General features: G+C 70.4%; 21 protein-coding genes and 3 pseudogenes. 8 read left to right on the plus strand and 16 right to left on the minus strand.

Annotated features, from left to right (window positions below):
• Positions 1-196 precede the first annotated feature (196 nt).
• Positions 197-1123 (plus strand): NAD-dependent epimerase/dehydratase family protein, encoded by a 927-nt coding sequence (locus ACGFI9_RS22805; RefSeq protein WP_393180677.1) that lies wholly within the window; start codon positions 197-199, stop codon positions 1121-1123.
• A gap of 81 nt (positions 1124-1204) precedes the next feature.
• Here ACGFI9_RS22805 and ACGFI9_RS22810 read toward each other — a convergent pair whose 3' ends face one another.
• The 4 genes from ACGFI9_RS22810 to ACGFI9_RS22825 form a co-directional block, all read right to left on the minus strand.
• Positions 1205-2386 carry a phospholipase D-like domain-containing protein gene (locus ACGFI9_RS22810; RefSeq protein WP_393180679.1) on the minus strand — a complete coding sequence of 394 codons (1182 nt, stop codon included), beginning with the start codon at positions 2384-2386 and terminating at the stop codon, positions 1205-1207.
• Positions 2387-2586: 200 nt separating this feature from the next.
• The gene (locus ACGFI9_RS22815) at positions 2587-2757 is read right to left on the minus strand and encodes a hypothetical protein (protein ID WP_393180681.1); all 171 of its coding nucleotides are present in this window, start codon (positions 2755-2757) and stop codon (positions 2587-2589) included.
• A gap of 50 nt (positions 2758-2807) precedes the next feature.
• Positions 2808-3890, minus strand: coding sequence for a Glu/Leu/Phe/Val dehydrogenase dimerization domain-containing protein (locus ACGFI9_RS22820; RefSeq protein ID WP_393180683.1), 1083 nt, complete (start codon positions 3888-3890; stop codon positions 2808-2810).
• Positions 3891-3925: 35 nt separating this feature from the next.
• The gene (locus ACGFI9_RS22825; RefSeq protein ID WP_393180685.1) at positions 3926-4348 is read right to left on the minus strand and encodes a DUF2000 domain-containing protein; all 423 of its coding nucleotides are present in this window, start codon (positions 4346-4348) and stop codon (positions 3926-3928) included.
• Positions 4349-4455: 107 nt separating this feature from the next.
• On the opposite strand from ACGFI9_RS22825, the gene ACGFI9_RS22830 reads away from it, so the two are divergent.
• Entirely contained in the window at positions 4456-4944 is a 489-nt protein-coding gene (locus tag ACGFI9_RS22830; RefSeq protein WP_393180687.1) for an Lrp/AsnC family transcriptional regulator, read from the plus strand.
• Positions 4945-4996: 52 nt separating this feature from the next.
• Here the strand turns inward: ACGFI9_RS22830 and ACGFI9_RS22835 are convergent, their stop codons facing one another.
• Positions 4997-5335, minus strand: coding sequence for a winged helix-turn-helix transcriptional regulator (locus ACGFI9_RS22835; protein WP_393180782.1), 339 nt, complete (start codon positions 5333-5335; stop codon positions 4997-4999).
• Positions 5336-5401: 66 nt separating this feature from the next.
• Here ACGFI9_RS22835 and ACGFI9_RS22840 point away from each other — a divergent pair, with 66 nt between their 5' ends.
• The gene (locus ACGFI9_RS22840) at positions 5402-5830 is read left to right on the plus strand and encodes a YybH family protein (protein WP_393180689.1); all 429 of its coding nucleotides are present in this window, start codon (positions 5402-5404) and stop codon (positions 5828-5830) included.
• Between the two features lie 153 nt (positions 5831-5983).
• Positions 5984-6628, plus strand: coding sequence for a class I SAM-dependent methyltransferase (locus tag ACGFI9_RS22845; protein ID WP_393180691.1), 645 nt, complete (start codon positions 5984-5986; stop codon positions 6626-6628).
• A 163-nt stretch (positions 6629-6791) separates the two neighbouring features.
• On the opposite strand, the pseudogene ACGFI9_RS22850 reads toward ACGFI9_RS22845, so the two are convergent.
• A pseudogene (locus tag ACGFI9_RS22850) lies at positions 6792-7494 on the minus strand (phosphodiester glycosidase family protein); the annotation flags it as partial.
• Between the two features lie 56 nt (positions 7495-7550).
• On the minus strand, positions 7551-8699 hold the full coding sequence (locus tag ACGFI9_RS22855; RefSeq protein WP_393180693.1) for an RNA-guided endonuclease InsQ/TnpB family protein: 1149 nt from the start codon (positions 8697-8699) through the stop codon (positions 7551-7553).
• 23 nt (positions 8700-8722) lie between these two features.
• Here ACGFI9_RS22855 and tnpA point away from each other — a divergent pair, with 23 nt between their 5' ends.
• Positions 8723-9154, plus strand: a complete 432-nt coding sequence (gene tnpA / locus ACGFI9_RS22860; RefSeq protein ID WP_393180695.1) for an IS200/IS605 family transposase — start codon at positions 8723-8725, stop codon at positions 9152-9154.
• A gap of 38 nt (positions 9155-9192) precedes the next feature.
• On the opposite strand, the gene ACGFI9_RS22865 is transcribed toward tnpA, so the two are convergent.
• From ACGFI9_RS22865 to ACGFI9_RS22880, 4 genes and pseudogenes are all read right to left on the minus strand, one after another.
• Positions 9193-9426, minus strand: coding sequence for a hypothetical protein (locus tag ACGFI9_RS22865; RefSeq protein WP_393180697.1), 234 nt, complete (start codon positions 9424-9426; stop codon positions 9193-9195).
• 550 nt (positions 9427-9976) lie between these two features.
• Positions 9977-10840, minus strand: coding sequence for an aldo/keto reductase family oxidoreductase (locus tag ACGFI9_RS22870; RefSeq protein WP_393180699.1), 864 nt, complete (start codon positions 10838-10840; stop codon positions 9977-9979).
• A 183-nt stretch (positions 10841-11023) separates the two neighbouring features.
• Positions 11024-11590, minus strand: a complete 567-nt coding sequence (locus ACGFI9_RS22875) for a hypothetical protein (RefSeq protein ID WP_393180700.1) — start codon at positions 11588-11590, stop codon at positions 11024-11026.
• A 684-nt stretch (positions 11591-12274) separates the two neighbouring features.
• A pseudogene (locus ACGFI9_RS22880) lies at positions 12275-14646 on the minus strand (acylase).
• Between the two features lie 278 nt (positions 14647-14924).
• Here ACGFI9_RS22880 and ACGFI9_RS22885 point away from each other — a divergent pair.
• Positions 14925-15326, plus strand: a complete 402-nt coding sequence (locus ACGFI9_RS22885) for a VOC family protein (RefSeq protein WP_393180702.1) — start codon at positions 14925-14927, stop codon at positions 15324-15326.
• A gap of 90 nt (positions 15327-15416) precedes the next feature.
• Here the strand turns inward: ACGFI9_RS22885 and ACGFI9_RS22890 are convergent.
• The 4 genes and pseudogenes from ACGFI9_RS22890 to ACGFI9_RS22905 all read right to left on the minus strand — a co-directional run.
• Positions 15417-15944 (minus strand): annotated as a pseudogene (locus ACGFI9_RS22890) (phosphodiester glycosidase family protein); the annotation flags it as partial.
• A complete protein-coding gene (locus ACGFI9_RS22895; protein ID WP_393180703.1) occupies positions 15941-16918 on the minus strand; it encodes an NAD(P)-dependent alcohol dehydrogenase in 978 nt (325 codons plus the stop codon). The gene ACGFI9_RS22895 and the pseudogene ACGFI9_RS22890, both read right to left, overlap by 4 nt.
• Positions 16915-17112, minus strand: coding sequence for a helix-turn-helix transcriptional regulator (locus tag ACGFI9_RS22900; RefSeq protein ID WP_255352245.1), 198 nt, complete (start codon positions 17110-17112; stop codon positions 16915-16917). Before ACGFI9_RS22900 ends, ACGFI9_RS22895 begins: the two co-directional genes overlap by 4 nt.
• A 23-nt stretch (positions 17113-17135) precedes the next feature.
• Entirely contained in the window at positions 17136-17564 is a 429-nt protein-coding gene (locus ACGFI9_RS22905) for a hypothetical protein (RefSeq protein WP_393180705.1), read from the minus strand.
• Positions 17565-17752: 188 nt separating this feature from the next.
• On the opposite strand from ACGFI9_RS22905, the gene ACGFI9_RS22910 reads away from it, so the two are divergent.
• The gene (locus ACGFI9_RS22910; protein WP_393180707.1) at positions 17753-18457 is read left to right on the plus strand and encodes a VOC family protein; all 705 of its coding nucleotides are present in this window, start codon (positions 17753-17755) and stop codon (positions 18455-18457) included.
• A gap of 51 nt (positions 18458-18508) precedes the next feature.
• Here the strand turns inward: ACGFI9_RS22910 and ACGFI9_RS22915 are convergent, their stop codons facing one another.
• Positions 18509-18754 (minus strand): hypothetical protein, encoded by a 246-nt coding sequence (locus tag ACGFI9_RS22915; protein ID WP_393180709.1) that lies wholly within the window; start codon positions 18752-18754, stop codon positions 18509-18511.
• 642 nt (positions 18755-19396) lie between these two features.
• Here ACGFI9_RS22915 and ACGFI9_RS22920 point away from each other — a divergent pair.
• On the plus strand, positions 19397-19813 hold the full coding sequence (locus tag ACGFI9_RS22920) for a hypothetical protein (protein WP_393180711.1): 417 nt from the start codon (positions 19397-19399) through the stop codon (positions 19811-19813).
• Positions 19814-20420 lie beyond the last annotated feature (607 nt).

The following is a 20420-nucleotide window of genomic DNA, read 5'->3' on the forward strand; positions in this document are numbered from 1 at the left end:
GCTGGAAGATGAGCTCGCTGGCCTGGGACGACGAGCCGGCCCTCGGGCAGGCCACGGCAGGGGCTTGACCGGGACCCGACACGACCGGGGCCGCCGAGGCGGATGCCGGCTGTGCGGGACGACACACCGTCAGGTCATCACATGCCCGACCGGTTCCTCGTCTACCGGGTGAGATCTGCGGAAAGGAACCGAAGCCATGAGAGTTCTGCTCGCCGGTGCCTCGGGTGCCGTCGGTACGCCCCTCACCCGTCAACTCATCGCCGCCGGCCACGAGGTGGTCGGCATCAGCCGCAGCCAGACCAACGCCGAGCGGCTGCGCAACGCCGGCGCCGAGGCGGTGGTGGCCGACGTGCTGGACCGCGAGAACCTGCTCGCCGCCGTGCGGGGTGTGCGGGCCGACGCGGTCATCCACGAGTTGACCGCGTTGGGCACCACGAAGATGCGGGAGGCGCTTCAGGGCACGAACAGTCTGCGTACCACCGGAACCGCCAACCTCCTCGCGGCCGCGCGGGCGGTCGGCGCCCACCGCTTCCTCACCCAGTCGATCGTGCTCGGGTACGGCTACCGCGACCACGGCCCGAGCGTGATCACTGAGGACGCCCCGTTCGCCGAGCCCGTGGGCGGCAAGCTCGGCGAGGCCGTGGCGGCCATCGGCTCCACCGAGGAGCAGGTGTTCTCGGCCGACGAGGTGGAGGGCATCGCGCTGCGCTACGGGTTCTTCTACGGGCAGGACAGCATGACCAGCATGATCGTCAACCTGGTGCGCAAGCGCCGGTTGCCGGTGCCCTCGTCCGGCGGCTTCGCCAACTTCATCTACCTGGAGGACGCCGCCGCGGCGACCGTGGCCGCCCTGGAGAAGGGGCGCGCCGGGCAGGCGTACAACATCGTCGACGACGAGCCGGTGCGCTGGGGCGACTACCTGGACGCGCTCGCGGCCGAGCTCGGGGCGCGCCGGCCGTGGCGGGTCCCGACCTGGATGCTGCGGCCCATCCCGTACGCCCACGCGATGATGACCACCTCGATGCGCGTCTCCAACGCCAAGGCCAAGCGCGAACTGGGCTGGGCTCCGGCGGTGCCGACCTACCGCGAGGGCCTCCCGCTGGTGGCGAAGGCGAGCCGCTGAGCGTCGGCCGGCAGCCGGGCGGGATGGCGTACGGCCGGGCCGGCGGGACCAACAACTGGTCCGGCCGGCCCGGCCGCCTGGTCAGGGGCAGGTCGCCGTACCGCCGTTGGCGGCGGACCGGATTCCCGGGGTGTCGCGGACCGTGCGGAAGTTGGTCCGGAAGGCGTTGAACACGGTGGAGTCCTCGAGCTGCAGCAGCGTCTCGTCGGCCTGACGCAGCGAGTTGTAGCTGAAGTTGTGACTGCCGACCCAGGTGATCGTCCGGTCCGCGCCGCCGTAGTAGTTGCCTTCGACCTGGAGGTACTTGCTGTGCGTCCAGACGCTGTCGCCGACGCAGTAGTACTTGACGACCGGCCCGCCGTAGCCGCTGCTCGTGGCGGCGAGGAGGTTCTTCATCGCGGTCACCTCGGAGCCGCTGCCCGGGTCGTACCGCTGCACCACCTCGACGTAGCAGCCCGCCTTGTCCAGCTCCCACAGCTTCGAGGCGAGGTACGTGCGGCTGAAGATGGTCTGGTTGACCCGGATGATGGTGCGGTGGGTGCCGTCCTGGGTGCCCACCACCGAGTTGCCGAAGCAGGCGACGTTGTTGAGCACGGTCATGACCGTGTCCTCGCTCGGGTCGTTGTACGGCTGCCCGTTGCTCTCCTGCCGCGGATAGAAGTGGATCTTCGCGTTGCCGGAGGCCACCGCGGGCCGCCCGGTGTCGTAGTAGTTGTTGTTGACCACGCGAGCCTTGAGGTCGTCGAAGTAACCGCTGTAGGCGTTGTAGATGCCGGTGTTCCCCACCAGGACGAGCGCGGCGTTCCACCCGCCGAGCCCGTCCCGGCCGGTGTGCAGGTTGGCCGTCGACTGGACCACCACGTTGGCGGCACCCTGCGTGCTGGAGAACAGGAAGAACTTGTTGTGGTTGAGCGACGTGACGCCGCTCAGCACCCGGTCGCCGATACAGCCGCGACCCGCCGGGCAGAACAGCATCCACGACGACGCGCTGAGGTTGGTGCCGAGCGCCGCCACCAGCCCGGCGTACGGCGCCTTGGTGGGGTCGTTGTCGTTGAAGATGACCTGGACGTTGACCCCGCGGTTCTTCGCCGCGATCAGGGCGTTCGGCACGGTGGCGTCGGTCGCGTAGAACATCGCCATCCGGATCCGGGAGCCGGCCGGCGCGCCGTCGATCAGCTCGACGAGGCGGGTCTGGATCGCCGCCTTCTCCGCGGCGGTGCCGACCGGGTTGTTGAAGACGGCGGTGGTGGTGGGCACCGCCACGGCGGGCTCCACACCGACGGATAATCCCGCAGCCAGCAGGCACACGAAGGCGGCCAGCGCCGATACGACTCTGCGTGGGGACATGAAACCTCCCGGGGGCGTGAAGGTACGGGGGCTGCCGATGACGACCGGTATATCAAGAAGTCAATCGATGAAGCAGTCCCGTCGTCGCGATCCGGCGGGTCGGCGGTGACGCTCGGTCAGGGACCGAACCTACGTGCCGCCTCAGCCGACTGCCAGTTCCGCAGGGCGTTTTTGATGCGTTGGTTCTCGACGCGTGCCTCGTCCCGTTCGCGGGCGCGTTCGCTCAGCTCGTAGACGAGCCGGTGCAGCAGGGCATCGACGTCCTCTCGCCGACGTGGCTCGGTCATCGGCTGGACCTTTCGTGCGTTGCCGAGTTGGTGAGGTCGCCAAGCGCGACTCACGGGGCGCGGCCGGCCAGTTGGACACGTTGCCGGGCGAGATCCAGAGCAGCCGCAGCGGGCGTCACACCGGCTCTCGTCGCGTCCTGAAGGATTCGCGCCAGCGTGTCACCGATGGTGAGGACACGGTGGCTGGCTTGGTCGGTGGTTTCGTGGTGCAGTTCGACGGCCGTGGCGTGGATGACGCCGCCGGCGCTGACGACGAAGTCTGGTGCCCACAGGATGCCTCGGCGGTGGAGCAGGTCGGCGGTGGCGGGCTCGTCGAGCTGGTTGTTGGCCGGTCCGGCGATCGCGGCGCAGCGAAGCTGGCGGACGGTTTCGGTGGTGAACACGCCACCGAGTGCGGCCGGGACGAGTACGTCCACCTCGGCGCGGAATGCGTCGTCCGGGTCCAGCCAGGCGGCGCCGAGCTCGTCGGCGAGCGGTCGCTTGTTGAGGTCAACGTCGGTCACGACGAGCTGGGCTCGTACGGCGGCGAGTTGTCTGGCGAGGTGGGTGCCGACCCGGCCCAGGCCGAGGATGCCGAAGCGGCGGCCCGCCAGCTGCGGTGATCCGAACACCGCGTCACAGACGGCATGCAGGGCTGCCATGACGCCGGTGGCGGTGTGCGTGGACGAGTCGCCGCTGCCGCCGGCTTCCGGGGGCCGGCAGAAGACGTACGGGGTGCGCTCGGCGATGGTGGCCATGTCCGTGGGGTCGGTACCCACGTCGGGGCCGGTCGCGTACGCGCCATCCAGCGAGGCGATCACGTCCGCCACGTCGTACAGGAGCGCGCGACGCGCGGCGGGGCCGAGGGTGGCCTCGGGTGGGAGGGCGACGACGGTCTTGCCGCCGCCGTTGGGCAGGCCCGCGACAGCGCACTTGTCCGTCATGGCTGCGGAGAGCCGCAGCGCGTCGGTGAGCGCGTCGCGCCAGTGCCGGTACCGGGCGAGCCGGCAGCCACCGATCGCCTGCCCGAGGGCTGTGGAGTGCACGGCCACGATGACCGGCAGACCGGACCGCCGCCCACGCTGGATGCGGACCTGCTCGTGGACGAGCGGGGCAGCGCCGGTGTCGTCAACGGTCGTTGAGCGCTTTGGCATGACTGACTGTCCCAACTGGTGGGTGGTCGGGCGGTTCACTTGGCCTGCCCGAGCAGGGGGAAGCGTTTGGTGAGCGCGGTGATCCGGTTCCGGGGGCCGAACAGCGCCATCGCGACGTACTCCAGCTCCGAGTCCGGCGTGGTCGCGAGATTGTCGAGGTACGTGGCGTAGTCGCGGGCACGCCGGGCGACCTCGGTGAACCCGACGGCGACGATGTCCTCCCCCGCCTGGGCCTTGACGTGCAGCTCGGCGATCTGCCGCGCGTCGGCGGTGACGATCGGGACCGGGTGGGTGTTCAGGCCGGCGTGGATGCCGCCGGAGGCGTCCTTACCGTCGGCTCCGAGCAGGTGCGGTAGCCGCCCGCCGAGGCTCAGCCCCAGTACGGCGGCGGCGTTGGTCGCGACGGGCGGGGCGAGCCCGTCGCGGACCACAATCACGATCTTGGTTTCCAGGCGCATCAGCAGCTCCATGACTCGGTCGGGCAACGCGCCATAAGCTAGTCATCGGAACGGTCAGACGGATCGTTCAACGAACGAAATTCGGCGTACAGGGAGAAACAGCGGCCGTGGACGAACTTGATTCGGCGATCATCCAGCATCTGCAGCGCGATGCGCGGCAATCCAACCGTGACCTCGCCCGGACCCTGGGCATCGCCCCATCCACCTGCCTCGAGCGGGTACGCGCCCTACGCGAACGCGGCGTCATCACCGGCTACCACGCCGAGATCAGCCTGCCCGCCCTCAACCGGAACGTGCAGGCCCTGCTCCACGTCCAGATCCGCCCGCTCAGCCGGCAGGTCATCGAGGGCTTCAAACAGTACGTCTCCGCCCTACCCGAAGTCCTGTCCGTCTTCGTGGTCGCCGGCGGCGACGACTTCCTCGTCCACGTCGCCGTGCCCAGCGTCGACAGCCTGCACGCCTTCCTCATGGACAAGTTCAGCAAGCGCCGAGAAATCATCGGTTTCCGCAGCTCGATCATCTACCAGCACGCCCGCAACCAGGTCATAGCGCCGCTAGCCGCAAGCGGCGAGCCATCGACACCAGGCCCGCGATAGGCGCCACGTCCCGCCACCTGGCCCTCGTATCGGCCGAGCCAGTCCGCGATGCCTACCGCTCGCGCAGCAATGCGTCCCCCGTCCGGTAGAGCTCGACGAGCAGCGGGCGCAGCCGCACACCCGCCCGGGTGAGGCGGTAACAGGTACGCGGCGGAAAGCTGCGGATGCGTTCGGCTTCGATCAGGCGCTGCCGCGTCAGCGCAGCGAGCCGCTCGCTGAGCACCTTGGCGCTCAGGTCCGGCAGCGCCGCCTGAAGCTGGCTGAACGTGCGGGGCCCGTGCATCAGTTCCCGCAGCACGAGGGTCGTCCACCGGCCGCCCACCGCGGCCAGCGCGACCTCGACCGGGCAGCTGGACTCCGGCCGGCGGGTCGCGCCGCGTTGATCCGGCACCAGGTCACGGTCCCAGCCGCCGCTCACCGTTTGGTTACCTTCGCGGACAGCACCTTCACTGTCGGCATGTCTCGTCACCTCAGCACCCACCCCGCCAGTGTGCCGCTCACCGACAGCGCAGCCCGACACCCGTCGGTGTTCGCCCGCGCCTTCAACACCGGAGACGTCGCGGCGGTCGAACAGGTCTACGAACCCGGCGGCGTGCTCGTCACCGTCCCTGGTCAGCCCGTCACCGGCACCGCCCGGCGCGCGGCCAACCAGGAGTTCCTCGACCTCGGGCTCCCGATCGAGGTGCGGCCGCGCCACGTCTACGTGGCCGACGACATCGCCTTGCTCATCGTGGACTGGACCATCAACGGCACCGATCGCGGCGGCCGGCCGGTACACATCGAGGGCACCGCCACCGACGTCGCCCGCCGCGGACCCGACGGCCGCTGGCGGTACGTCATCGACAACCCGTTCGGCACGGCGGAGCCGCAGGTCCACCACGGTTAGGAGTGTCGTGCCCCCACCGCGAGGTCACCACCCTGCCCGAGAAGGTTGCCCGCCGTCACCGTTTGCCGAACCGGCAAAGATTCTTGCCACCTGGTGTCCCGGCGGCACACCATCGCCAGGTCGCTGCGACGGCCGCCACCAGAGGAGAGGCACATGATCGAGCACGAGGCACACCGGGTGGACCCGGCCACCGCCCGATACTGGGACGACCTGTACCAACAACGCGACCGGGTGTGGAGCGGCCGGGTGAACGCCGTCCTGGCCGAGGTGGTGGACCCCCTGGGGCCCGGCACCGCGCTCGACCTCGGCTGCGGTGAGGGCGGTGACGCGATCTGGCTGGCCGGCCGGGGCTGGCGGGTCACCGCCGTCGACGTCTCGACCACCGCCCTGGACCGGCTCACCGCCGAGGCCACCCGCGCCGGCGTGGCATCCCGGATCACCGTGGCCCGGCACGACCTGACCCGGACCTTCCCGGCAGGCCGGTACGACCTGGTCTCGGCGCAGTTCCTCCAGTCCCCGCTCGAACTCTCCCGGCAAGCGGTGCTGCGCAACGCGGCCCGGGCGGTCACGGCCGGCGGACGGCTCCTGGTCGTCGAGCACGGCGCGCCGCCGCCGTGGGCCCGCGAAAGCCACCCACACGCCCACTTCGCCAGCCCGGAGGAGATCCTCGCCGCGCTCGACCTCGACGCCGACGGCTGGCACACCGAGCGGCTCGAGGCCTACCACCGGACCGGCACCGGCCCCGATGGCGAGACGGGGACCCTCGTCGACCACGTCGTCCTGGTCCGTCGCGACTGAACTCGACGATTTCCGCCCCCGTCTGCGCCGGACACGGCCAGGGCGAACACGCTCTGGCCGTGCCGACGCGTACGGGTGCGGCCCGGCATTCGTCGCACGGACCGGCCAAACCCCGGTGTCAGGCACGGACGTGGCGGCTGCTGCGGGTCACGTCCGTGAGCGGTCAGTTCCCGCTGCGGTACGGGCCCTCCACGTAGACGAGCGCGTCGCCGACGGCCCGCTCGGTCGAACCGCTCGGCCGGTTGACCAGGCTGCCCGCGACGGCCATCGCCGTGGATCCCCCGCCGTCGAGGTTGACCGCGTTCACGCCGAACAGTCCGGGCCGCACGGGAAGTTCCTCGCCGTTCTGGTCGGTCAGCGTCGAGGTGGTGCTGACGCACCCCTGCGTGGTCACGTCCAGCAGGGCCGCCGCGTCCCGGCCGGTGGGCCTGCAGCGACGTCTGGTCGGCGGCGAGGGCGGTGCCCCGGGCGGTCGAGGTGCGCACCACGCAGCCGAGCCGGTCGAGTACGACCTCCACGCCGGCGCCGGCCGGGGTGGAGGAGGCGAACTCGGGGTTGAATTCGACGACGTCGCCGGGGAGGGTGCACTGGGTCTGGTCGGCGAGGGCGGCGCAGCCGGCGGGCACGACCGGCGGGTGGTTGAGGAACTCCAGCGGCAGCGTGGCCCCGGTCTGCCGGTTCCGTACGCTGCCCGACCAGGTCAGCTTTCCGGTCAGGGCCCGGTTGCTGTTGGCGTCGACCACGAAGTTGACCTCGGCCGGGTCGCTGGTGGGCTCGCTGAGCAGCTTGCCACCGAACAGCCCCAGTCCGACCGGGTCGCCAGGGTAGAGCTGGCTGGCGGTGAAGGTGAAGAAGGAGGCGGTCAGCTTCTCGGCCCTGAAGGGTCGAGCTTGCAGATCGTGGTCGGTGCTGGCTGCATCGGTCACGCCGCGTTCGGCAGGCTGACGGCTGCCCAGTCCGCGACACCGCGTGTAGCGATGTTGCGGGCTGCGTTCACGTCGGCGTGCTCAGCGAAGCCGCAGGACGTGCATCGGAAGGTGGATTGGTTGGGGCGGTTGGCTTTGGCGATGTGCCCGCAGGCGGAGCAGCCCTGCGAGGTGTACGCCGGATCGACATGAACGAGCGCTACTCCGGCCCGGGCCGCTTTGTAGGCGATGAACTGGCCGAGTTGGTGGAACGCCCACGAATGCAGAGTGACCCGCTGGGGCCGTCGGAGCCGTACCCGGTCGCGGATGCCCGTGAGGTTTTCCAGGGCGATACCGCGTCCGGTGCGTTCGGCCTCGGTCACGATCTGCTTGGCGATGCGATGGTTGATGTCGGCCGCGAACCGGGCTTCCTTACGGCGGCGGGCCTTCAGCAGCCGCTTGGCCGATTTGGTGCCGATGCGCTGAAGCTTGGTTCGTAGCCGCTGGTTACGGTGACGGACCCGGTTCAAGCCCTTGCCGCTGTGTCGGGTGCCGTCGTTGGTGGTGGCGATGTTCGCGATGCCCAGGTCAACGCCGAGGAACCCGTCAGGCTCTTTCACCTCGACGTCAGGGATGTCGCACGTGGCGTACAGGAACCATTTGCCGTCGCAGTGCACCAGGTCGGACTCGCCCCGCCGGTGCGCCACTAGGGTGGCGTACTGCTGCTCCGAGCAGCCGAACCGAACTCGGTTCAACCGGCCGCCGACGGCCCAGATCGACACCGTGCGGTCGGCGAGCTGCCACGACAGGCACCGGTCGTCGAACGGCTGCGCGGCGTCGCGGCGAAACACGATCGGCTTCGCCTCGGCCTTGCGGCGGCGTTTCGACCAGGGTTTGCCGAGGTTACCGGTGCGAATATTGGCCTTCAGGGTGGCATACGCGCCGGCGACCTTGCGGGCGACATGGATCGCCGGCTGGGCCGACAACCCCATCGCCTTCAACCGCCCGTAGGTGAGCCGCTGGAGTGCCTGCTTCGCGTAGGTCCGCCGCTGGAATGCCTCAGCCGAGGCAAGGTTCGCGCCGTCGTTGCACAGGTCCAGCGTCGTCCGAAGCGCCGCCCTCTGAGCGGCGTCCGGGTACAGCCGAACCTGCACCACGATTTTCACGTCCACAGTGTACCATCTTGTCTATGTCGCCTCGGTGGGCTCCAGACCCAGACGTTCGCCGTGGCCGCAGCGTTGTTTACGACCTGCACGTTCATCTTGTCTTCGTCACCAGGTACCGGCGGGACGTGCTTGACGACGCCATGCTCACCCGGTGTGGACAGATCATGGCCGACGTGTGCGACAAACTCGGCGCGCAACTGCGGGAGTTCAACGGCGAAGACGACCACGTCTACCTGCTCGTCCACTACCCACCGAAACTGCCGATCTCAACCCTGGTCAACCGACTCAAAGGCGTCTCCGCACACTACCTACGGCAGGAATTCACCAACCGGATCAACCGGTACATCACGCACGGCCACCTGTGGTCACCCTCGTACTTCGCCGGATCCTGCGGCGGGGCACCCCTCACCGTCATCCGCGAATACATCGACAACCAGAAACGCCCCGGCTCGTGACGCGATTCCTCCCGGCCCTGAAGGACCGGGACTCCTCGCTAAATCACGTTGACGATCGACGGACCGCGCCTGGTGGTGTTGATCTGGTCGGCGGGCGCCGGCTGGCTCCCCCGCCCGATCCGGGTCAGCGTGACGGCGTCAGCCAACGCGTGGCTGGCACGTACGTCCGTCAGGTCGGCATCGCCCAGCGGAAGGGTGTCACCGGCGGCCTCGGCACGGGCCCCCGGGACGACCCCGAGAGCCAGCGCGGCCAGGGCGCCTGCTGCGATCACCCGGCGCCGCGGAAGCGGGACAGGTCAGGAGTAAGCGCGGTAAGCGCTGTCATGGCCGCTGACCCTGGCGGTGCCACTGAACGGCGTACCCGACAACACCTGACGCCGAGTCGAATTGTTCGGCAAGGAAGATCACGGGACGCCGTGCGCTCGCTGCTCCGCCTGCCACGCCCGCAGGCACCCTTGATGCGCTGGGTCTCCGCCCGCGTCTCGTCCTGCTCCCGAGTACGCCGGCGCAGCTCGGTTGATCAGGTTGCTCGGAAGCACCCTGGCGTCCCGCGACCGGGACCGTCATCACCCGGACGGCCCGCAAACAACCAGCTCCCGCTCACAGCCTTGATCATTTCATGCGCTTGTGCCGAACTCTCTCACCGTCCCGTTCGGACCAGCTCACCCTATGGGGAATGCCGACGTCGCCGCGACGCGGGAGGGCAACTGGTTGCGGCCCGCTTCTACCCCGATCACCAGCAGCCAGCTACGTCGGCAGGTCCGATGCGGGCGGCCGAGGTCGTGGTTGTGGTCGACATAGGTGGCGTGGTGCTGGGACCCGTCAGGCGATGGTGTTCAGTTCGGTGAGCGCATCGTCGGGAAGGGCCAGCCCGGCAGCGGAGACGTTCTCGCGCAGGTGGGCGACGGATGAGGTGCCGGGGATGAGCAGGATGTTCGAGGACCGGTGCAGCAGCCACGCCAACGCCACCGCCATCGGGGTGGCCTCCAGGCGGCTGGCGACCGCGTTCAGTTCCTCTGATTGCAACGGGGAGAAGCCGCCGAGCGGGAAGTAGGGCACGTAGGCGATGCCCAGCGCCGCGAGCGAGTCGACGAGGGGGTCGTCGTCCCGGTTGGCGATGTTGTAGAAGTTCTGCACGCACACGACCGAACCGATGGACTGCGCCTCGGCAATCTGCTCGGCGTTGACCGTGCTGAGCCCGAGATGTTTGATCAGCCCCTCTTGCTGCAGCTGCGCGAGGACCGTGAACGGCTCTTCGATGGAGCCCGGGGTGGGGCGGTCGAAGCCGCCGACGCGCAGGTTGACCACGTCGAGCACGTCGAGTCCGAGGTGATCCAGGTTGTCGTGCACGGCTTGGCGGAGCTGCTCCGGGGCGAGCGCCTGGGGCCAGTTGCCCTCGGCGTCCCGCAGTGCCCCGACCTTGGTCACGACGTGCAGATTGTCCGGATAGGGATGCAGCGCTTCCTTGATGATCTCGTTGGTGACGTACGGGCCGTAGAAGTCTGCCGTGTCGATGTGGTTGATCCCCAGCTCGACGGCCTCGCGCAGCACGGCGACGGCGGCGTCGCGGTCGGCCGGTGGGCCGAACACGTGCGGGCCGGCCAACTGCATCGCGCCGTACCCCATCCGGGTGACCGTCAGATCGCCCATGGCGAATGTCCCGCCGGGCAGGCTGGTCGACGTCATGCGAAGTCCTCTCCCTGTTGTCGCAAATCCGCGGGTTTCCCGCCGGTGTGGCCATCAAACGCTGGCGGCGCCACCGGGTCAGCTGCGCGGGGACCGTTGACAGCCAGCCGGGCCCGGCGGGTGCGCCACCGGCTCAGGACCGCCCGGGGGCCGAGCGGGCGGGGTTGCCCGCTGGTAGCGGCGCTACCTCGCGGAGTGTTCGTCAGCGCGGGCGCTGGTTGGTCGAGGGCTGGCCATCAGCCGAGGTGCCACGTCCTCCGGCAGCTCAGCACCGCAGAGCGCGCAGATGTAGTCGTCGTCGCGGACGACGTTGCGTTCGCCGCAGTCAAGGCAGCGCCGGAAGACGACCGCCGCGGTGAAGCCTTCCGGGTGGCCGATACCCGCCCGGTCGAGGGCGTCCGCCACCGCCGCCCATGAAACGGGAGCGGGGCAGTAGCCGGTGGACTGGTTGCTCACCTCGGTCACGACCCAGCCGTCCCGTTCGCCGGCGAGGGCGATCTCCCCCGCGCCGAGGACGTCCCCACCGCCGGCGCAGGCGACGTGCTCGCTGCGTCTCGGCGCGAGCCGCAACGTACCGGCAGGGTCGATGACGTACGTGAACGGCTCGTCACGGTCGCGCGGATCCGCGGCCGCCAGGTAGGTGTCGAGATCGGCCGGTGATCGGATGGGGCAGCCCTCGGGAGCGTCGGCGACCGACGCCCGCACGTCGGCCGGGCCGACGTACCGGTATCGACGCCCCGCCCCTTCCACGCACCGACCCTACGCTCGTGCGGCGGCCGCCGTGGTCAACCGCACCGGTCCGGCAGCCGAGACCTGCCCCCGTTACCTCACCGTTGAGCCGCGAGCGCGGGCCGACTGGTTGATTCCGCACCGTGCGGACATAGGCCGCTGTCAGCCCTGACAGGGTCCGACACGGGTGCAGCAGCGGTGTGGCATTGCTGCGCCGTCGCCGCGGTGGCCTGCGGGCTGCGCGGCGGCCCGTGCGAGCGGTTGAGGGGGACTGTTTTGGGTGCTCGTCGCGGCCGATCCGGCCCTGTGGTTGTCAGCGCGCATGGGGGCTCGGCTGGGTGCGGCATTGGGGGCTCGGTTGGGGGCGTCGGCGATTCGAGGCCCCACACGAGTCTTGTCGATCTGCTCTGTCAGGCGCCTGAGCTGCGGAAACCCGACCTGACAGGAACCCATCGGCAAGATCAACCTATCCCGACTCCCTAACGTTTCTTAGGGACCCCAGGGGTTCTTACGCCGGGTAGGACATGTTTCGCACGTGGCGGTCGCCGGCAAGACGGGCGGACTTTGATGAATGGCAGCTCGGAGCCGTTCGATCGGGGCGTTGTCGCCGGGGTCGAATGGCGTCGCGAGTCAGCCGCCCGCCGACTGGGTGCGCCGGGCCGGGTGCGGGCCGACGGCACACCGCCGGCCCGCACCCTCCCCAGGTCAGGCGCGCCGCTCCCCCACCCGGTACGTGACCAGGTTCGGATCGGCGTTGAGCTGCTTCTCGGTGAACTTGATGGTGTCCCAGCCCTTGCCCGAGTAGAGCCGGGTCTGGTCGGCGTACCAGGGCGAGTTCGGGTTGGCCGACTGCGAGTAGGTGAGGATCTGCCGGCCCGACGGCCCGTCCCGGCCCAGCTCGACGGCCATCAGGAACGAGGTGCCGTGCTGCACCTTCCGGTAGCCGACGCCGGGCTCCACCACGTTGATGGTCATGTTGAACACGCCGGCCTCCGGCCAGCCGCCGTGGATCGGGATCCGTTCGGCGCCGCGCGGCTCGGTCTGGATGTCGCCGAGGCGGGCGTCGAGCGGGATGCCGCCGAGCAACTGGACGGCGTCGGCCAGGGCGGTCCGCACCGCCGAGTCGGCGACGGCCAGCCGGCTCGGCGTGGTCAACGGCCGGTGCGGGTCGAACGGGTCGGCGAAGCGCAGGCCCCCGGCCCGGGCGAACTCGGTGAACACGTGCGAGCCCCGGCTGTTCAGGTTCACCCGCAGATCCCAGCCGCGCAGCGCGGCGCACGCGCCGGTCAGGTCGACCGGGGTGCCGTCGGAGGCGGTGGCGACCGGGTGGGCGGTGCAGGCCCCACCAGGTCGTCGCGGACCAACTCACCGCCGTACGCGCGGTTGCCGAGAGTGACCGCCCACAGGTTGGCCGGGGTGAACCCGGTGCCCGGCAGCCCGTCGGTGCCGGCGATCCGCTGCCGCACCTGATGCACCCCGAGCCGGGTACGCAGGCTGCGCTCCGTGCGCTCGGCGCCGAGGATCCGCGGGAAGCCCGCCAGCGGCTGGGCGGGGTTGGCCAGCCAGTAGCTGTCGTTGGAGTTGGTCACGTAGTCGCTGCGGACCAGCGTCGGCAGGCGCGCCGGGCCGAGGATGCCGGGCACCGCAGCGTCCGGGTCCCGGCCCAGCTCGCACGACGAGCGGGAGCCGTCGAGGACGGCCTGGCCGCTGCTCGCGTACAGGGATCGGAAGGGGGCGGGGATGCAGGCGGCGGCGAGGTCGTCGGTGACCCGGGGCACCACCGAGTGGTCGGCGTAGAGGGCCTGGCCGTCGCGGTCGGCGGCGATGACGTTGACCCAGGGCAGGAACTGCCGCTGGTCCAGCGCCGCGCGCAGCTCACCCACCGACCCGGCGCGTCCCATGGCGAGCCAGCCGTCCAGGGCACGGTTGTTCGCGGCGTTGGGGTCGCTGATCGCGTACGCGGTGTCGGCGGTCCAGTCGAACCTGCCGGGCACCACCACGACCGGGCCGAAGTGGGTGTCGTAGAAGGTACGGCTGACCGGCCCGCCGGAGGTCTGCACGGTAACCGTGCGGGTGGTCATCTTGCGGGGCTGGCCGTCGTAGAGGTAGCTGGTCGGGTCGCCGGGGACCAGGGTGAGCCGGTGCCAGGCGAAGCGGCGGGCGGTGGAGACGGTGTGGCTCCAGGCCACCCGCCCGTTGTGCCCGATCTCGATGAACGGGTCGCCGATCAGGGCCGCGCCCTCGACGTCGTAGCGGCCGGGGACCTTGAGGTGCATGCGGTAGAAGCGGTCCGGGCCGTCCCACGGGAAGTGCGGGTTGGCCAGCACCATGCCCGCCCCGCTGGCGGTGGCGTCACTGCCGAGGCCGTACGCGTTGCTGCCCACCCCGGCCGGCGACCCGTCGGCGGCGGCGACCAGGGCCGCGGACTTCGGGGCGGGCCGGGTGCCGGTGAGCTCGCCGGGGCGGGCCGGGGTGCTGCCGGCGGGCGGGGCGGCGGCGACGATGCCGTCGGCGAGGGCGGCGGAGCTGGCCCGGACCATGTTCGTCCAGTGCACCCGCCACAGGTCCAGCTCGGTGATCGGCTGCACCCACGGCTTGCCGGCGCAGGCCGGGTCGGTCAGATTCGCCGCGCCGGTGCGGCGCAGGTAGGCGTTGTAGCCGGCGGCGACGCCGCGCAGCTGGTCGCGTACCTCCTGGGAGGGCGAGTGCACGCCGTCGCGCGGGCCGGTGAGCAGCCGCTCGACGGTCCGGTCGTCGATGACCTTCTGGTGGAACAGATCAAGGACGACGTTGGCCGCGTTGTCGCCGGTGGTCCCGAACCAGCGCGAGCGCTGCGCCCGGACGGTCACCACCTGCTCGGCGATGATGCAGATGTTGTCCTCGGCCTGCACGTACCCGACCCCATAGCCGAGGCTGCCGAAGTCGCGGCCGGTGATGTGCGGTACGCCGTACGAGGCGCGCCGGATCAGGGCCGAGTAGCCGTCGCCGGCGGCGACGGCCGGAACGGCGGTGGCGGTGAGGCCGGCGGCGACCAGGCCGGCGGCGGTGGCTGCGGCGACGAGCCGCCGGGCCCTCATCGGGCGGCTCGCTGCGGGTGCGGTGGGATCATCGGACATCCTCCCCGTGGTGTCGACTGTCCATTCCCGACCGACGCTAGCCAGGTTCCCAGGCCAGGTCATCGGGGGACAGCTCCCGGATCGGTCCGGGTTTTCCCTCAGGGGTCGAGGCGCCGGCGCCGCGGCCCGGCCCCGGCGCGGTCGCTGACCGCGCGTGGTGTCGGCGGAGAGGATGAGCTGTTCCACGAACGGCTCCGTCTTCGTAGGCTGAGCCCCCGTCCGCACTGTCTGGGGGAGCAATGGTCAGTAGGTTCACCGAGTTGGTTGTCGACTGCCACGATCCGGAGCGGCTCGCGGCCTTCTGGTGCAGGGCCCTGGACTTTAAGGTGATCGACCGGAGCGAGGACAAGGTCGAGATCGGCTCCTGGGAGCCGACCGTCGAGGAAGTTCAGGCCCGCCAGATGCCGCCCACCCTGGTGTTCATCCGGGTGCCCGAGGGCAAGACCGTGAAGAACCGGCTCCACCTCGACATCAGCCCGATCGATGGCAGTACCGACGACGAGGTGGCCAGGCTGCTCGGCCTCGGCGCCGCCAAGGTGGACGTGGGCCAGGGCCCCGGCCGGAGCTGGGTGGTCATGGCCGACCCCGAAGGGAACGAGTTCGATGTCCTGCGCACCCTGGCACCGCCCAACGCCGCGTGACGGCGTGCGGAGGGGCGGCCGGCGCCCGTCGGTCGGGGCCGGCCGCCCCTGGATCTGTCTGGAGTGCCCGCGGCTGCTCTCGTGCGGCAGTCAGTTCCCGCTCTGGTAGGGGCCGTCCACGTGGACGAGCGCGTCGCCGACGGCCCGCTCGGTCGACCCGCTGGGGTGGTTGACCAGGGCGCCCTCGACGGACATCGCGGTGGAGCCGCCGCCGTCGAGGTTGACCGCGTCGTACATCCCGAGCGCCTGGGCAACAGCAGCCGTCTCATCCATGGTGGCGCCGACGCTGGTGCTCTGGCGGCCGTCGATGGCCGCGAGGACGATCTTCCCGTCCCGCGTGGTGCCGGCGATGGTACGCGGGTTGCGGTCGAAGAAGCTGCCGGAGCCGTCCGGCACGACGATCTGGCCGTCCGCTGTCAGCGGATACCGCCCGGTCACCCCGAACAGGCCGGGCCGCACGGGCAGCTCCTCGCCGTTCTGGTCGGTCAGCGTCGAGGTCGTGCTCACGCACCCCTGCGCGGTCACCTCCAGCAGGGCGCCGCTGTCCCGCCCGGTCGCCTGCAGCGAGGTCTGGCCGGTGACCAGGGCGGCGCCCCGGGTGGTCGAGCCAGCAATCAGATGGTGAGGACGACCTTTCCTGTCGGGTGCCCGTTCCGGAGGTGCCGGATCGCGTCCGCTGCCTCGGCAAGGGGGTAAGCGCGGTCGACCGCCGGGGTGAGCGCGCCGGACTCGATCAGATTCCGTAGCTCGTCCAGGTCCTCGGCCCGCTCCACGGCGCTCACGCTGCGGAGCCGTTGGCCGACGAACAGGGAAAGCAGCGGCGCGCGGAACATCTGCCGGTCGTAGCCGCTGAGCATCGGGCCCTTGGCGTACGCGCCGCCGACCAGCGCCAGCGTCCCGTGCGGGGTGAGCGCACGCCGGAGCAGTGACAACGGCCGATCACCGCCGGTGTCGATGACCACGTCATACACCGGGCCGTCGCGGTCGACCTCCTCGCTCGTGTAGTCGAGGACGTCCTCGGCGCCGAGGGAACGGACGAAATCGGCCTTGGCCGGGGCGCAGACGGCGGTCACCGTCGCCCCGTACGCCTTGGCGATCTGCACGGCCTGGGACCCGACACCGCCCGATGCGCCGATCACCAGCACCCGGTGCCCCGGGCGCACCTCGCCGCTGTCGCGTACGGCGCGCAGCGCGGTCATCCCGGAGACCGGCACCGCGGCGGCCTGGGTGAACGACACGTTGGCCGGCTTGCGGGCCAGTCGCCGCTGCGGTGCGCTCGCGAACTCGGCGTACGAGCCGCGCAGGCTGGTGCCGTACACCTCGTCGCCCGGCCGGAACCGGGTCACCCGGGCGCCGACCGCGGCCACCACCCCGGCCAGGTCCCGGCCGCGCACCGGCACCCGGGGCCGGCGCAACCCGCTCGCCAGCCGAGCCAGGTAGGGGCGGCCGGCCATGAAGATCCAGACTCCGGGGTCGACCCCGGCCGCGCGGACCTGGACGAGGACATCCTCGTCGCCGATGGCCGGCCGGTCGATGTCGCGCAGCTGGAGCACGTCCGCCGGGCCGTAGGTGTCCTGGACGATGGCCTTCATGGTGCCGCCTCCTCTGGGTACTGGAACACGTCGTCGAGCCGTACGCCGAACACGCGAGCGATCCGGAACGCCATTTCCAGCGAGGGCGAGTAGCGGCCCTGCTCGATGGCGATGACGGTCTGCCGGGTCACGCCGATCCGCTCGGCGAGTTCGGCCTGGGTCATCTCGTCATGCGCGAAGCGCAGTGCGCGGATGTTGTTCGTGACGTGGGTCGGCTTCACCACTGCGGGACACCGGTGCGGTAGACGATCACCTTCGTCAGGGAGCCGACCACCGCCGACAGGACGAAGCACAGGTAGATGACGTTGGCGATCCAGAACCAGTCCCACTCGGCCAACGCCATGAGCATCGCCGACACCGCGCCGATGACCACGAACGCCTGGCCGACATGGTCGCCGAGCCGCCCGATCTCCCGGTCGCGAACGTCCTTGACGCGGGACGCCCGCGGGTTCACCACGCCCATCCCGATCTCGGCCACGATGTTCGCGATGATGGCGCCGCCGACCGTCCACAGGAGGACGCCGGCGTAGGGGGTGGTGGAGAGCGGCCCACCGTCGACCCGGCTCAGGACGACCGCCGCGTAGACCACGTACCCGACGACGCTGACCACCAGCATGGTCCAGGCGCGTTTCTCCTCATGCGTCATGACCGACTCCCGATGTAAAGAATCCTTGACACGCCTAGAGTAAGGCGTCTTTGACACCGTGTCTAGAAACTTTTACACCGCGTGGGCGGCGGGAGCCCGTGACAAGGCCGACGCGGTCGCGCGGGCCAAGGTCCGGTGCCGGCCAAAATGGCTTTGTTGCCCTGCTGGCCCGCGCCTAGCGTGGGGCGATGAACTCTCGACTTCGCTCGGTGACCTTCGATGCGGGTGATCCGGGTCGCGTGGCGCAGTTCTGGGCCGGCATGCTCGGCCGGGAGATCGTCGAGGACGCCGGTGGTGTGCTCCTGCCGGGACACGAAACCCAGCTCAGTCTCCGGTTCGCCCGCAGCGGCGCGCACATGGTGCGGCCGAACCGCATGCACCTCCACCTGACCAGCGCCAGCCTCGACGACCAGCAGCAGACGGTGGCGACGGCGCTGAGGCTCGGCGGAAGTCACCTCGACGTCGGGCAGCGCCCCGAGGAGGGGCATGTCGTCCTGGCCGACCCCGAGGGCTACGAGTTCGACGTGATCGAGCCGGGCAACAACTACCTCGCCGGGTGCGGCTTCCTCGGGGAGCTCACCTGCGAAGGCACCCGGGACGTCGGCCTCTTCTGGAGCGAGGCGCTCGGCTGGCCGCTGGTGTGGGACCAGAACGAGGAGACCGCGATCCAGTCACCGCACGGCGGCACAAAGATCGCGTGGGGCGGACCGCCCGTAGCCCCGAAGCAGGGGCGGAACCGGCAGCGCTTCGACCTCGCCCCGGCCGGTCGCGACCAGCAGGCGGAGGTCGACCCGCTGGTCTCTCTCGGGGCCACTCCGCTCGAGGTCGGTGACGACGGCACCGTCGTGCTGGCCGATCCGGACGGCAACGAGTTCTGCGTGCGAAGGAACTGACCGGAGCTCCCCCGCCGCCGGTCCCGCTGGAACATCCACTCCGCGGGCTGTTCAGTCGAGGCACTGGCCGTGCGGCAGGGTGCCGAGCACGCGTGTTTGCCCGCCGCCCCGACCGCCTGCGTCGAGGTAGCCCACCACGCAACCGCGGCCGGCGCGCACGGCGTAGACGATGGCGTCCCGGGGTGCCGGATCCATGGGCCCGGCCTGCCTCACCACGATGTCGGGGTAACCGGTGGTGGTGAGCGCCCGCCGGACCCGGTCGGTGACCTGCTCCGGGCTGTCGCTGGGCGGAGACATCCGCCGGCGCGCCTGCTGCGCCAGGCATTCCTCACTGATCGGCTGGGGACACTCAGACCTCGTCCGCCCGATCGCCTGGCCGACTGCCTCGGCCGCCACCTCCGTCTCAGCTCGCTGCTCGGCGGTGAGCTTGCTGCGACGCCGTTCGTCGTCCGCTTGTCGCTGGCAGTAGGTGGGGTCGTACCAGCCGGCGGGGCCGGCCCATTCGCAGTGGATGGCGGGGGCGGATGGGTCCTCCTGCCGTGCCGGGTCGGCGATGGCGGTGGGCCGGGTGCCAGGAGCCGCGGGCGACCCACAAGCAGTGAGTGTCAGGGCAGCGAGCACAAACCCCGCCAGCGCCGCCCGGGCGGAACCGATGGTGGAAGCCCTGCGCGCGCACTGCCGGAGCATAAGGTGGCGGCGGCCGCTCCGGTGCCCACCGGATGCTGGCCAGCGCGACGCTGCGGGGCGCTGTCCGGTGGCCGTGTCCCAGACTCCCCAGCGATCTTGGCCGCTCGCCGGGCAGGAACGCCGGATGTCCAATGACGACACGATGATCCGGCCGAGTGGGATGGCGAGCTGAGGGCGCGAACCGTCGAACGGGCCGGAGCCGGGTGCTGAAATCGTGTGAGCTGCGCGTCGACCGACCTCGATAATCGCCCCGTGAGCTTCGGAACCTACGCCCGTCGCGTCCGTGATACAGCTCGGACACACGGCGAGCGGTACGGGGCGCTGAGGTGCGCGGTCAGCATGTACTGCCCGATCGGGTTCACCGCGACATGGTCATGGCTAAGCACCGCAGGCGATCTCAAGCGCGACGACGTGGCTTTGATCGCGGCGCTGGAGACGGTGGAACGCAGCCGTGAGGTACAGCTCGCCGAGATGAGCGCTTTCGCCAGCCGGCGGCGTGCGGAGAAGGACGAGCACCGGCGGACGCCTACTCGGGAGGAGCGGCGATACCTGTACGGGTGGCGCTGGCCAGGCCCGGACGGACGTGTGGTGACACTTCACGCCGTCGAGAGCGCCTGGACCGACCACTGGGAAATTGCACTCCACCGGACTGCCGTCAAGGTTCGGTGACCGAACTGCCCGAAAAACGAGGTTGACTCGACGGGTGTTCCAGGGGCGTACTGGATGCGTTCCCGCATCGCCGGCTGACGGGGTCGGCCACAAGAGGCGCGCGCAGGCACTGTAGGGACGGGGTGCCTGCTGTTGTTCGCGCCGGCGCTGCGGAGGACGTCGAGAGATGGGAGGCCCCGCATGAAGGTTCGCCCGTCGGCGAGTTGAGCCGCGCCACTGTGGCGCTTGTTGGGCGCTGCCGGTGGCGAGAGTCCTGATGGCTCGGCTTGGCCGTCTGCCCCCGTGTCCGCCCGTTGACCTCAGCCTGCAGTACGGGTTGTGGCCACAGCTCATGCCCGACTGCCTGCTCCTGCGCGGCGTCTGGATTGTTCGTTGGTTCGACCGCAGTGAGGTCGTTGCCGACCCCTGCACGCACGAGCGGTCCGCTCTTGCCGGCAGCCCCGGGGCAGGGGACGCGCCTGCCCGAGAACTGGCTCTGTGGGGTAGGCGCGGTCTCGGCGGCATCCCCCGTCGCTCTTGAATCCCTATAAACGAAGCTGGAGCCGAGAGATGATCTCAACCCACATCAATACGAATAGGTCGGCGGCTGCCTCCTCGGCCGGCCTGC

The organism is Micromonospora sp. NPDC048930, from assembly GCF_043197935.1.
Lineage (GTDB): Bacteria > Actinomycetota > Actinomycetes > Mycobacteriales > Micromonosporaceae > Micromonospora.

Excerpts from the sequence above, each read along its gene's own strand:
- ACGFI9_RS22805 (WP_393180677.1), top strand. The coding sequence starts at position 197 with ATGAGAGTTCTGCTCGCCGGTGCCTCGGGTGCCGTCGGTACGCCCCTC.
- ACGFI9_RS22870 (WP_393180699.1), bottom strand. The coding sequence starts at position 10,840 with ATGACGTCGACCAGCCTGCCCGGCGGGACATTCGCCATGGGCGATCTG.
- ACGFI9_RS22910 (WP_393180707.1), top strand. The coding sequence starts at position 17,753 with ATGAACTCTCGACTTCGCTCGGTGACCTTCGATGCGGGTGATCCGGGT.
- ACGFI9_RS22815 (WP_393180681.1), bottom strand. The coding sequence starts at position 2,757 with ATGACCGAGCCACGTCGGCGAGAGGACGTCGATGCCCTGCTGCACCGG.
- ACGFI9_RS22825 (WP_393180685.1), bottom strand. The coding sequence starts at position 4,348 with ATGCGCCTGGAAACCAAGATCGTGATTGTGGTCCGCGACGGGCTCGCC.
- ACGFI9_RS22905 (WP_393180705.1), bottom strand. The coding sequence starts at position 17,564 with ATGACGCATGAGGAGAAACGCGCCTGGACCATGCTGGTGGTCAGCGTC.
- ACGFI9_RS22820 (WP_393180683.1), bottom strand. The coding sequence starts at position 3,890 with ATGCCAAAGCGCTCAACGACCGTTGACGACACCGGCGCTGCCCCGCTC.
- ACGFI9_RS22840 (WP_393180689.1), top strand. The coding sequence starts at position 5,402 with ATGTCTCGTCACCTCAGCACCCACCCCGCCAGTGTGCCGCTCACCGAC.
- ACGFI9_RS22885 (WP_393180702.1), top strand. The coding sequence starts at position 14,925 with ATGGTCAGTAGGTTCACCGAGTTGGTTGTCGACTGCCACGATCCGGAG.
- ACGFI9_RS22895 (WP_393180703.1), bottom strand. The coding sequence starts at position 16,918 with ATGAAGGCCATCGTCCAGGACACCTACGGCCCGGCGGACGTGCTCCAG.
- tnpA (WP_393180695.1), top strand. The coding sequence starts at position 8,723 with ATGTCGCCTCGGTGGGCTCCAGACCCAGACGTTCGCCGTGGCCGCAGC.
- ACGFI9_RS22915 (WP_393180709.1), bottom strand. The coding sequence starts at position 18,754 with ATGTCTCCGCCCAGCGACAGCCCGGAGCAGGTCACCGACCGGGTCCGG.
- ACGFI9_RS22845 (WP_393180691.1), top strand. The coding sequence starts at position 5,984 with ATGATCGAGCACGAGGCACACCGGGTGGACCCGGCCACCGCCCGATAC.